The organism is Escherichia sp. MOD1-EC7003 (assembly GCF_002965065.1).
In the GTDB taxonomy this organism is placed as follows: Bacteria; Pseudomonadota; Gammaproteobacteria; order Enterobacterales; family Enterobacteriaceae; genus Escherichia.
The window spans coordinates 1-10,878 of sequence record NZ_PTRE01000251.1; the positions used below are offsets into that span (position 1 = coordinate 1).

General features: G+C 56.6%; 12 protein-coding genes and 3 tRNA genes. 3 read left to right on the forward strand and 12 right to left on the reverse strand.

Translation table 11 applies throughout. From position 1 onward, the window contains the following. Positions 1 to 621: 621 nt before the first annotated feature. The gene (mltA, locus tag A7090_RS24810) at positions 622 to 1,719 is read right to left on the reverse strand and encodes a murein transglycosylase A (protein WP_000678646.1); all 1,098 of its coding nucleotides are present in this window, start codon (positions 1,717 to 1,719) and stop codon (positions 622 to 624) included. A gap of 208 nt (positions 1,720 to 1,927) precedes the next feature. Between mltA and A7090_RS24820 the strand changes: the two genes are divergently transcribed. The 3 genes from A7090_RS24820 to A7090_RS24830 all read left to right on the forward strand — a co-directional run bounded on the left by A7090_RS24820 (position 1,928) and on the right by A7090_RS24830 (position 2,224). Further along, positions 1,928 to 2,004 (forward strand) — tRNA-Met (locus A7090_RS24820). A 33-nt stretch (positions 2,005 to 2,037) separates the two neighbouring features. Beyond that, positions 2,038 to 2,114: transfer RNA gene (locus tag A7090_RS24825), tRNA-Met, on the forward strand. Between the two features lie 33 nt (positions 2,115 to 2,147). Next, positions 2,148 to 2,224: transfer RNA gene (locus A7090_RS24830), tRNA-Met, on the forward strand. 99 nt (positions 2,225 to 2,323) lie between these two features. Here the strand turns inward: A7090_RS24830 and cobT are convergent. The 11 genes from cobT to cobJ all read right to left on the reverse strand — a co-directional run. Next, a complete protein-coding gene (cobT, locus tag A7090_RS24835; RefSeq protein ID WP_105275851.1) occupies positions 2,324 to 3,379 on the reverse strand; it encodes a nicotinate-nucleotide--dimethylbenzimidazole phosphoribosyltransferase in 1,056 nt (351 codons plus the stop codon). 73 nt (positions 3,380 to 3,452) lie between these two features. Then, entirely contained in the window at positions 3,453 to 3,998 is a 546-nt protein-coding gene (cobU, locus tag A7090_RS24840; RefSeq protein ID WP_105275852.1) for a bifunctional adenosylcobinamide kinase/adenosylcobinamide-phosphate guanylyltransferase, read from the reverse strand. Next, on the reverse strand, positions 3,992 to 5,515 hold the full coding sequence (locus A7090_RS24845) for a cobyric acid synthase (protein ID WP_105275853.1): 1,524 nt from the start codon (positions 5,513 to 5,515) through the stop codon (positions 3,992 to 3,994). The genes cobU and A7090_RS24845 overlap by 7 nt, the downstream gene beginning before the upstream one ends. Continuing rightward, on the reverse strand, positions 5,512 to 6,327 hold the full coding sequence (locus A7090_RS24850; protein ID WP_105275854.1) for an energy-coupling factor ABC transporter ATP-binding protein: 816 nt from the start codon (positions 6,325 to 6,327) through the stop codon (positions 5,512 to 5,514). Before A7090_RS24850 ends, A7090_RS24845 begins: the two co-directional genes overlap by 4 nt. An 8-nt stretch (positions 6,328 to 6,335) precedes the next feature. Continuing rightward, the gene (locus tag A7090_RS24855; protein WP_105275855.1) at positions 6,336 to 7,013 is read right to left on the reverse strand and encodes an energy-coupling factor ABC transporter transmembrane protein; all 678 of its coding nucleotides are present in this window, start codon (positions 7,011 to 7,013) and stop codon (positions 6,336 to 6,338) included. Further along, positions 7,000 to 7,281 (reverse strand): energy-coupling factor ABC transporter substrate-binding protein, encoded by a 282-nt coding sequence (locus A7090_RS24860; protein WP_105275856.1) that lies wholly within the window; start codon positions 7,279 to 7,281, stop codon positions 7,000 to 7,002. Before A7090_RS24860 ends, A7090_RS24855 begins: the two co-directional genes overlap by 14 nt. A 1-nt stretch (position 7,282) precedes the next feature. Continuing rightward, the gene (cbiM, locus tag A7090_RS24865; RefSeq protein ID WP_105275857.1) at positions 7,283 to 8,020 is read right to left on the reverse strand and encodes a cobalt ECF transporter S component CbiM; all 738 of its coding nucleotides are present in this window, start codon (positions 8,018 to 8,020) and stop codon (positions 7,283 to 7,285) included. Next, the gene (locus A7090_RS24870; RefSeq protein WP_105275858.1) at positions 8,017 to 8,730 is read right to left on the reverse strand and encodes a cobalt-factor II C(20)-methyltransferase; all 714 of its coding nucleotides are present in this window, start codon (positions 8,728 to 8,730) and stop codon (positions 8,017 to 8,019) included. Before A7090_RS24870 ends, cbiM begins: the two co-directional genes overlap by 4 nt. Next, entirely contained in the window at positions 8,727 to 9,521 is a 795-nt protein-coding gene (cbiK, locus tag A7090_RS24875) for a sirohydrochlorin cobaltochelatase (RefSeq protein WP_105275859.1), read from the reverse strand. The genes A7090_RS24870 and cbiK overlap by 4 nt, the downstream gene beginning before the upstream one ends. Before the next feature lie 10 nt (positions 9,522 to 9,531). Beyond that, on the reverse strand, positions 9,532 to 10,317 hold the full coding sequence (locus tag A7090_RS24880; RefSeq protein WP_105275860.1) for a cobalt-precorrin-6A reductase: 786 nt from the start codon (positions 10,315 to 10,317) through the stop codon (positions 9,532 to 9,534). Then, a partial coding sequence (gene cobJ / locus A7090_RS24885) for a precorrin-3B C(17)-methyltransferase (RefSeq protein WP_105275861.1) occupies positions 10,314 to 10,878 on the reverse strand: 565 nt, incomplete at its 5' end. The genes cobJ and A7090_RS24880, both read right to left, overlap by 4 nt.

The window sequence follows — 10,878 nt, forward strand, 5'->3', positions numbered from 1 at the left end:
CGGCATGAACAACGCGCACTTAGTCAATAATCAGGATGTGAGGTTATCCCTCACCCTAAACGCCTAAATGCCTGATGCACTACGCTTATCAGGCCTACATAACTTCTGCAATCTATTGAATTTGCATGGTTTGTAGGCCGGATAAGGCGCACACGCCGCATCCGGCATGAACAACGCGCACTTAGTCAATAATCAGGATGTGAGGTTATCCCTCACCCTGAACGCGTAAATGCCTGATGCATTACGCTTATCAGGCCTACATAACTTCTGCAATCTATTGAATTTGCATGGTTTGTAGGCCGGATAAAACACTCAAGCCGCATCCGGCATGAACAACGCGCATTTAGTCAATAATCAGGATGTGAGGTTATCCCTCACCAGGGAAAGATTATGATAACTATAATTTAAATGTTAATTTATGAATTTATCAATAACGCAATATTAACCCGTAAAACTTAACGCATAGTTGCATTTAAAATGTTGTATTTAGCATGCTAAATATACAGTCTCTGATTGTATTTTATCCTTTATTCAAGTGTGTACAAAAAACATACTTTTCATGCTCTCACCCTGTATCCCTCACCCTGTCATATCCGTAAAAACGGTATACAGAATATCACATTAGCCGCTAAAGACGTTACCTGCGCCTGGGGCGGTTTTCAGCACCCAGACACGTCCATAGTGGTTGTACCAACCTGCGCGATGTCCGGCTTCCGGCCCGATCCCTTGATAGATATCGAAGTGTTGGCCTTTGATTGCGCCACCGACGTCCAACGCCACCATCAGACGCAGTTCGTACTGACCATTAAACTTGCCGTTATTATCCAGCAGCGGTACTTCTGCCAGCAAGGTTGTACCTGGCGGGATAATGGAACGATCGGAGGCAACTGAAGCGCGACCAACCAGCGGCACCGCACTTGCCCCTTTCACAGGTGCAAAAGATTGCGGTTTAAAGAAAACAAATGAAGGATTCTGCTCAAGCAGCTCGCGAACCTCGGCTTCACTGTGTGTTTCGCCCCAGTGACGAATCGCCTGCATCGACATATCTTCTTTTTTCACTTCGCCACGGTCGATCAGCACCTTACCAATGCTACGGTAGGCATGACCGTTCTTACCGGCATAGCTGAAGAAGTTAAGCGGACTACCATCACCAAAATCAATATAACCGCTACCCTGAACATCCATAATGAAGTTATCCATCAGGGAGTTACTGTAAGCGAGAATATATTTATCACTCAATGCCCCGGCGTAGATCTCCGCACGAGACGGCAGACGACCACGTTTTGGTGGCATACGGTAAATAGGATACTGGAACTCGCCCTGGCGGGTATGCCGCGCCTGAATTACCGGCGTGTAATAGCCTGTAAACTGCACGTTGCCATAGTTGTCGGCACCTTCCATCTGCCAGGCATCAATGCCGAACTGGCGCATATTGCGTGTATCACCACCTGCGCGCAGCCACTCTTGCACCGCGTTATAAACATTACTCTGGTTGCCATACAGACGCGGGGACGAATTACGGATATGGTTAATTTGCTCGGCAAAATCACCGGCGTTAATTGGCGCGCCAACGGCATCTGGCTGGTTTACCAGAGAGAAAGGCTGGGTAAATTTCCCGTCTTTATATTGCTGTCCGCGATCGGTTGGTTTGGAAGAGCAGGCGGCAAGCATTGCCACAACCGTGCCCATAAGAAGGTACTTTACCCAACGTCCTTTCATTGTTCTCTTCTTCAGTTTAAAAAATAAGGCGCAATGAAGATAACAAACCGCCGCGTTTAATGAAATGAGCAGCCTCTCCCTGACGTAAATTCTGCACAAAAAACAGGCTCCAGTGATTTGTTTTTGCTCAAAATCATGCCAGATCCGTGACCCGGGTAAAAAAAAGGTTGCATGAAAACGCGAGCGGAGTATAGTGCGCATCCACGGACGCGGGGTGGAGCAGCCTGGTAGCTCGTCGGGCTCATAACCCGAAGGTCGTCGGTTCAAATCCGGCCCCCGCAACCAATTAAAATTTGATGAAGTAAAGCAGTACGGTGACGCGGGGTGGAGCAGCCTGGTAGCTCGTCGGGCTCATAACCCGAAGGTCGTCGGTTCAAATCCGGCCCCCGCAACCAATCAAAATTTAATGAAGTAAAGTAGTACGGTGACGCGGGGTGGAGCAGCCTGGTAGCTCGTCGGGCTCATAACCCGAAGGTCGTCGGTTCAAATCCGGCCCCCGCAACCAACATTTTAAACACCCTCAAGGGTGTTTTTTTGTTTCTGCGATCCGCAAAATCTTATGCCTAATTCAGGGAACGGTGCTGCGCCGCCCCCCTCCGCCTTCTCAACTGTTCGGCAAAACAATATTGCTCGCCGCCAGCATGCCCATCTCGTGGTACATCGCACAGGCCGCTTCGACGATTGGCATCGCCAGCGCCGCGCCGCTGCCTTCGCCCAGGCGCATGCCCATATTCAGGTAAGGCTCCAGTTCGAGGTGCATCAGCGCCGTACGTGCGCCCTTCTCTGCCGAATAGTGCGACGGTATCAGGTAGGGTTTCACCTGTGGCGCAATCCGGCATGCCGCCAGCGCCGCCGCATAAGAGAGGAAACCATCCAGCACCACCGGCAGTCCACAAGAAGCCGCACCCAGCATCACGCCCGCCATCCCCAATAAATCAAAACCGCCCACTTTCGCCAGCACGTCCAGACCATCATGTGGGTCCGGCTGGTTAACGGCGATAGCTCGACGCACCACATCCACTTTGTTACCGACTTTGGTCAGCGGTAAATTGGCGCCAATCCCCACCACCTCCTGCGCGTCGCTACCGGTCAGGACGCTGACAATCGCCGCCGCCGGGGTGGTATTCGCCATCCCCAACTCACCAACACCAAACAGCGTGACGCCATCTTCTGCCAGACCACGGGTATAGCGAATCACCTCCAGCAGCAGTTCTTCTGCCTGACTGCGGCTCATAGCTGGGCCAACGGCGATATTGCCGCAGCCGCGCGCCACGCGCATATTGATAACGCCAGGAATAAGTTCGGCATCGATCCCGACATCAATCACGTGCATTTTCGCGCCCGCCTGCGCCGCCAGCACGCAAACGCCAGTTTTACCCAGGGTCATATTCGCCGCCTGAATCGCGGTTACCGCTTTAGGCGATATCGCAACGCCTTCGTCCCACACGCCGTGGTCGGCGCACATCACCAGCAGCGCCTTCTTTTTCACCTGCGGGACGCCTTCAAGGCCGGGCATCCCCGCCAGCTGTACGGCAAGATCTTCAAGGCGTCCAAGGCTTCCCGGCGGCTTGAGCAGACCATCAATATGAAGCCGGGCGCGTGCCATCGCGCTTTCATCAGGCGCGGGGATCGCGCCCAGTAGAGAGGTTAAGCTTTGCATAGAGGTTCTCGTTATGTTGGCTGGCCCACGACAGAACCAGCAGGAAGAATAACGCCCGGTACGGAGCGCCTGTTTATTTAATTTTCACACCGATGCCCGACACCACCAGCCAGACGTCGTCTGCCGCCGCTGCAAGGCGCTGGTTGACTCGCCCGGCGATATCGCGGAAATGGCGGGCCAGACGGTTTTCCGGCACGATCCCCATCCCCACCTCGTTGGTCACCAGCACCACCTGAGCCGGACAGCGCTGACAGGCGGCAATCAGCACAGCGATTTCAGCGTCAATGGCCCGCTCCAGCGCAGCATAATCCCAATCGTCCGGCGAACTGTCGCCGCCCAGCGCAAACAGCAGATTGGTCACCATGGTGGTGATGCATTCCAACAAGATCGCCTCTTCGGGATCGTTATCCGGCGTTATCAGCTCATCAAGCTGCTGCCAGCGTTCAGCCGTGCGCCAGTGTGCGGGCCTGCCGTCGCGGTGGTGCTGGATCCTCGCCGCCATTTCGTCATCAAAGATCTGTGACGTGGCGATATACAGCACCTGCGGCGAGTGGGCGATCAGCGCTTCGGCGTGGCGACTTTTACCGCTGCGCGCCCCGCCGGTAACTAAAGTCAGCATATTGGCTCCTGATGTTGACGCATGATGGCGTAGATTTTTTCGATATCAATATTCTGGCGCATCGCGTCGGCCAGCAGATCGAACTGCTGGGATTTGTACAGCGCATACTCGAAATCGCTATCCAGCGCCGCCAGCCCTTTCCGCTGACGCAGGCCGTTAACCAACGCGCGGGTGAATTCATCGCTGTCAAACAGGCCGTGAAGATAGGTGCCAAACGCCAGGCCATCGTCGCTCACCGCGCCATCCGCTACGCTCAGCCCGTTTTTATGTAATTGCAGCAGCGAACGGCAGCCATCATGCAGCTCGGTTTCGCCCATATGGATTTCATAGCCGCGTACCGCAAGCCCTGCCGTGGCCGCCAGCCACGTCGGCAGCGCCGGGGCCATATTCGCCGTGACCTGGGTGGTGGTTTTATGCTGCGCGAAATAGGTTACGGTATTGAGTAACCCCAGTCCCGGCTGCGTGCCAAGCCCCGATTCCACCTCATCAATAATGGTTTCGCCAAGCATCTGGTAGCCACCGCAGATCCCCAGCACCGGCACGCCCTGACGCTGGGTCTGTAGCACCGCGTGTGCCATCCCGCTTTCGCGCAGCCAGAGCAGATCGCCGAGCGTATTTTTACTCCCCGGCAAGATAACCATATCAACCCCCGCTAACTCCTGCGGCTGGCGAACATAGCGCACGCGAACGTCCGGCTGCGCCGCCAGCGCGTTGAAGTCGGTAAAGTTGGAAATATGCGGCACCTGGACCACGGCTATCTCAATATCACGCCTGTCAGTACGCAGGTATTTACCCTTTTGCAGCGCCACGCCGTCCTCATCTTCGAGATCGACATCCAGCCACGGCATCACGCCGAGCACCGGGACACCGGTTAACGCTTCTATCTGCTCGATACCCGAATAAAGCAGCGCCACGTCGCCGCGAAATTTATTAATAATGACGCCTTTAACCCGCGCACGTTCGTGGTCGTGCAGCAGCGCGAGGGTGCCGTAAATGGAGGCGAAAACGCCGCCGCGGTCGATATCTGCCACGAGGATCACCGGACACCGCGCCATCTCGGCCATGCCCATATTGACGATGTCGCGGTCGCGCAGGTTGATCTCTGCCGGGCTACCTGCCCCTTCCAGCACCAGTACATCATGTTCGGCGGCCAGGCTGTTATAGACCGAGAGAATCTGTTCGCGCAGACGCGGCTTGTATTCGTGATAGCTCACCGCGTCCATATCGGTCGCCACCTTACCCATCAGCACCACCTGCGCTTTACGGTCGCTGGTCGGTTTAAGCAGCACCGGGTTCATACGCACATCCGGCGTAATTCCCGCCGCTTCGGCCTGGAAAATCTGCGCGCGCCCCATCTCTTTGCCATCCGGCGTGATACCAGAATTGAGCGCCATATTCTGCGATTTAAACGGCGCGGTACGCAGCCCGTCCTGATAAAAAATACGGCACAGTCCCGCTACCAGCACGCTTTTACCGACGTCAGAAGCGGTCCCCTGTAACATAATTGCCAGCGTCATGACGCCTCCTTCATTGCATGATTTCGCATCTGCTCAAAAAACTCGCCTTCGGTTTTACACAGCGGCAGTCCCAGCTGTGTATGCAGCTTCACCAGCCACGGCTGAGTGAGTCCGGCTTGCGTCATTAACTCGCAGCGCGAAAATACCGCGCCGGGTTCACCGTGCGCCAGCACTTCGCCACGGCGCAAAACGTAAACCGCATCGCTGACTTCATAAATCAGATCGATATCGTGGCTGGAGATCACCACGTGGTTACCTTGATCGACAATGCGCTTGATGATGTCAATCATCTGCGCGCGCCCGGAGGGATCGAGGCCCGCCGTGGGCTCATCAAGCAGTAAATAGCGTGCCTGCAACACCAGCGCCCCAGCGATCGCCACACGTTTTTTCTGCCCGTGGCTCAGGCACTGAATCGGCTGCTGGCGAAAAGAGTGCGCATCAACCAGGGTCAGCGCATCGTCCACCCGACGGGCGATTTCATCCTCCGCGACGCCCAGGTTACGCAGGCTAAAGGCGATATCGCTGTCGATATCGGTATAAAAGATCTGCTGGTCAGGGTCCTGGAAAACGGTCGCCACCTGCTGACGCAGCGCCAGCAGGCCGCGCTTGCTGTAATCCAGCGGCTTTTCTTGCCACAACACCGCCCCTTTTTGCGGGCGCAGCAGGCCGCTCAGATTCATAAACAGCGTGGATTTTCCGCATCCGTTCGCCCCCACCAGGCCGGTCACCGCATGGTGGGAAAAATCCAGCGTCAGCCCCTTCAACACCGGCTCATCCTGATAGCGAAACCAGAGATCGGTCGTGGCAAGCATACTTATCCTTAGAGGTGAAAATCACCCTGATACAGTTTGATATCAAGCACCGTGCTCATCTGTTGGTAGCGGATCATCACGCGGGTAAACAGTAACCCCACCAGCATCGCCAGCGAGCGATAGCCTTTCGGCACGCTACGGTAGCCAAAACGCAAAGTTTGCGCACGGTGAATCGCCAGCGCTTCATCTACCAGAATAAAAATAAAGCGCCAGGTCAGCAGGATCTGCTCGGTCAGCAGTCGCGGCACCCGACCGCGCTTAAGCAGCAAAATAAGCTGTGGGAACGGCAGATTCAGCACCAGCCAGAAGGTGGATGCCAGCGCCGCCAGGCTGCGCCAGAAGGTCTCATTAGCGGTAGTCAGCCCCTCTGACGTGATGCCCAACCGGAAGCTTCCCAACGGAACGCTCACCAGCAGAGCATGCGGATCGCGGCTGATGCTAAACAGAATAGTCAGCACGCCAATCAGCAGGAAGCCGAACGGCAGCGCCATCCAGCGGCACCAGCGCCACGGCGAAACCCGCAGCAGCCAGCAGGTTAAGGCGGCAATCAGCACCATTTCGATACCCTGCCCCAGCGGAGGCAGGGTAAAGGCCAGCACCATCAGCAGCAGCCAGAACAGAAACTTGCGCTCTGGCGCGACGTGAAACCAGCGGCTTTGATAGCTGAGTCGGTCAAACCCGGTCATCACGGCGCTGTCTGCCTTTGGTGTAACCCAGAATATAGAAAATCACCGCCGCGCCAAGGGAGCCCTGTAGCGTAAACAGCAGACTCTCAATTTCTCCGCTTGCCGGTTCGTACAGCGGCTGGAACCATGGCTCATAGTGCGGCGCAACCACCTGAATCTGGCTCTCCGCTTCACCATCCGAACCGCCAAATTCACCGCCGTGATCGATAAAGAACGGCAGGATCACCAGCGCCACTACCATAGCTAACAATATCAGCGTCTTTTTCATGTTAATGCCCCTGTGCGGTAATCAGCTGACGTTTGGTCAACTGGTCGTAGATCATGACGGTTAACAACCCTTCAGCAATGGCGATCGGGAGCTGCGTCAGGCAGAAGATCCCCATAAATTTTACGATCGAGCCGGTCGCCCCCGCTGTAGGATCTGGAAAAGCAACGCCAAGCTGTACGGAGGTGACAAAGTAGGTCACCAGATCCGCCAGCATCGCGCAGAGAAACACCCCGACATCGCGGCGAATCCCCGCGCGGCAGGCCATTTTCCACACCATATAACCGACTACCGGCCCAATCACCGCCATCGACATGCCGTTCGCGCCAAGCGTTGTCAGCCCACCGTGCGCCAGCAGCAGCGCCTGGAACAGCAGCACGATAGCGCCAAGGATCGCCACCACGCCCGGTCCGAAGAGGATCACCGCCAGGCCGACGCCAGTCGGGTGCGAACAGCTGCCGGTGACGGAAGGAATTTTCAGCGCCGAAAGCACAAAAATAAACGCCCCGCACAGCGCCAGCAGTACCTTCTGGTTGTTGTCTTCCTGCACGATACGGCGCAGGCGTACCAGCCCGTACCACAGGCAGGGTAAAAAGAGCACCCACCACGCCAGTGCCCACATCGGCGGTAAAAAGCCCTCCATGATGTGCATCGCGAAGGCCTGCTCTGGCACTATCATCAGTAATAGCGCCGCAGCTAAGCCACTGAAAGACAGCTGTTTTAGCTGTTGTTCAAGTTTCATTCTGCATACTCCCACTGTTTGTTGACCAGGATGGTTGAGAAATAGGGCAGCGGCTGGTCGTCGCTGACATCACTCAAATGGCGCCAGCACTGTTCGCCGGGCAGCGTGGCCTCAGACATCATCAGTGCGGCATCCAGCAGTCCGTTTTTCGCCAGCAGCGCTTTGATGCGCGCAAAGCGCCCGTAGACTTTCATCAACACCAGGCTTTCATGCTGACGCAGCGCTTGTTCAATTTCCTCTTCCGGCGCGGTACAGGAGATCACCGCCAGCGACTGTTGTTCCATGGCCAGCGGCGTTTTTGAACGCGCGGCGATAGCGGCGAAAGAGGTGACGCCAGGAACAATCTCCAGCCAGTCCGCACAGCCGATACGCTGGAGTAAAAATACCCAGGTGCTGAACAGCATGGCGTCGCCGAGGGTAATAAACCCAACCTGCTTACCCGCTTTCACTTCGTGCACCAGCGCAGCGGCAACCTCATCCCAGACCGCCTCTTTTTCCGCGCTGTCGGCGCTCATCGGAAAATGGCAGCAGCGTACTTCGGTCTGTTCGCCGATATATTCACGCACGATGGAAAGCGCCAGGCTATCGCCACCTTTACGTCCGGCGGGGGCGTAGAGAATATCCAGTTTGCCAAGAATGCGCGCCGCGCGAACGGTAATCAGGTCGGACGCGCCCGGTCCGGTACTCAGAGCATACAGTTTGCCGCTCATGCTGCTTCCTCCATCGACAGATTCAGCGCCTGTTGTAGGTGGGCGACAAACATCGCGCGCACCGCCGGATTTTCTCCCAGCCCGCTAAGCCACGGCGTCGCCGGAATACCGGCAGCGTTGAACAACGTTTTCCAGGAGTCCTCTTCGTCCGAGGCCATATCGTTGATGGCATGATCGCCCGCCACCAGCATCAATGGCATCAGGTGAACACCCGTCACCCCCTGCTGGCGCAGGCTGTCGATAAGAATGTCAACTTCCGGATAGCTCTCGACCGCGCCCACTCGCGCCGGAAAGCGTTGGGCGGTCATCATATGGTCCAGACAGGCGTAGGCGGCGAAGGCGTGATGACTGGCACCGTGCCCCATAAAGACCACCGTTTCTTTCTCAGCAAGCGGCGGCATCTGCTGGCGCAGCGCCTGCATCAGTTGGACATAATCGTCACGGCTGCTCAGCAGCGGCGCGCCCAGCGTCAGACGAGCGAACAACGGGCGCATACTTTGCACTTCGCGAACGATCTTTTCGTATTCATCGCCGTTAATGATGTGCAGCGACTGAATCGCCACATCCTGATAGCCCTGTTCGACGAGCTTCTGCAAAGCCTGCAACGGCGTATCAATCTCGATACCATCACGCTGCTTGAGCTTGCGAATAATCATCCCGGAGGTAAAGGCGCGAAACGTGTCGCGGTCCGGGCAGCTGGCCGCCAGTTCGCGCTCACAGGCGACAATGTTCTTTTCACAGGTGTCGGGATAGCTGGTGCCAAAACTGATCACCAGAAGCGCTTTTTTCATTTCTGACTCCTTAAGCAGCGGCCAGCCAACGCGCTAAGCGCCGGGCAAAGGCAGCCTGACTTTCCAGTAACTCTTCACCCGTCACCAGCGGTGCCGGGCGCGTAATCACGATGCAGGGGATACCAGCATCGAGACAGGGTTGTACTTTTTCCTGATAACCGCCTTCCGCACCGGAGGCCTTGGTGATCACCACATCGGCGCGGCACTGACGGTAAAAAGCGGCGTTAAACTCGGCACTGAACGGCCCGCACAGGGCGAAGATCTCGCCAACGCCAAAGCCAAGTTCAACACACTGGGCGATGACATCGGCTACCGGCAACACGCGAGCCAACAGCGTTTTCTCGCCTAACCCCGCCCGCCAGCGCGCCAGATCTTTGCTTCCCGTAGTGAGCAATACCCGCTGACCGAAGCGCCGCGCCACATCGCAGGCTTCTTCGATGCTCTGTACGGTATAAAGCTGTGGATGCGTCAGGTCGCTAAGCTGTTCCGGACGCTGATAGCGACTGAGCAACACGCCAGCGATTTCACAGGCGCGAATGATGTTACGGCTCACCACTTCAGCGTAAGGGTGCGAAGCGTCAATGACCCAACGGGTACGGTTGGCCTTTAGCCAGGCGACCATCTCCTCCAGCTCAAGTCGCCCGCAGCGCACCTGCCCCTGAATATCGCCTGCCAGCTGCTGGCCGGTCGGCGTTGCCACCGACAGGGTGTATTTGACCTGCGCCGCGTCCAGCTGTTGGCATAGCGCCCGCGCGTCGCTGGTTCCCCCTATCACCAGCACCTCGCCGTAGCTCACAGCACATAACCTCGCGGCGTGATCATCAGGCCATCCTGTATATAAGTCGCTTTGTTGCCAACGATCACCAGACTGGTCATATCCACCGGTTCAAAATCCATCTCTCCGAGGGTGGTCAGCCATTTTTCCTGCTTTTTGCGTCCGGCAGATTTCACTACGCCCACCGGCGTTTGAGCGCTTTTACTGGCCGACAGCAGTTCAAAGGCGCGCGCCAGATGCCCTTCGCGGCCACGGCTGCGCGGGTTGTAAAAACAGATAACGAAGTCGGCTTCGCCTGCGGCAACGATGCGTTTTTCAATCACCGGCCACGGCGTCAGCAAGTCGCTGAGGCTGATATGACAGAAGTCGTGCATCAGCGGCGCACCCAGCAGCGAGGCGGCGGCGATACTGGCGGTCATCCCTGGAATAAGGCGAACTTCCACATCCAGCTTCTGCTTGCTCACCAGCTCCAGCACCAGTCCCGCCATGCCGTAAATACCGGCGTCGCCCCTGCTAATCACCGCCCCGTTATGCCCCGCCTGCGCCAATTTAATCGCCGTCTGGCCGCGTTCAATCTCTTTT

Excerpts from the sequence above, each read along its gene's own strand:
- A7090_RS24845 (WP_105275853.1), bottom strand. The coding sequence starts at position 5,515 with ATGACGCTGGCAATTATGTTACAGGGGACCGCTTCTGACGTCGGTAAA.
- mltA (WP_000678646.1), bottom strand. The coding sequence starts at position 1,719 with ATGAAAGGACGTTGGGTAAAGTACCTTCTTATGGGCACGGTTGTGGCA.
- A7090_RS24870 (WP_105275858.1), bottom strand. The coding sequence starts at position 8,730 with ATGAGCGGCAAACTGTATGCTCTGAGTACCGGACCGGGCGCGTCCGAC.
- A7090_RS24860 (WP_105275856.1), bottom strand. The coding sequence starts at position 7,281 with ATGAAAAAGACGCTGATATTGTTAGCTATGGTAGTGGCGCTGGTGATC.
- A7090_RS24850 (WP_105275854.1), bottom strand. The coding sequence starts at position 6,327 with ATGCTTGCCACGACCGATCTCTGGTTTCGCTATCAGGATGAGCCGGTG.
- cbiK (WP_105275859.1), bottom strand. The coding sequence starts at position 9,521 with ATGAAAAAAGCGCTTCTGGTGATCAGTTTTGGCACCAGCTATCCCGAC.
- cobU (WP_105275852.1), bottom strand. The coding sequence starts at position 3,998 with ATGCTGACTTTAGTTACCGGCGGGGCGCGCAGCGGTAAAAGTCGCCAC.
- A7090_RS24855 (WP_105275855.1), bottom strand. The coding sequence starts at position 7,013 with ATGACCGGGTTTGACCGACTCAGCTATCAAAGCCGCTGGTTTCACGTC.
- cobT (WP_105275851.1), bottom strand. The coding sequence starts at position 3,379 with ATGCAAAGCTTAACCTCTCTACTGGGCGCGATCCCCGCGCCTGATGAA.
- cbiM (WP_105275857.1), bottom strand. The coding sequence starts at position 8,020 with ATGAAACTTGAACAACAGCTAAAACAGCTGTCTTTCAGTGGCTTAGCT.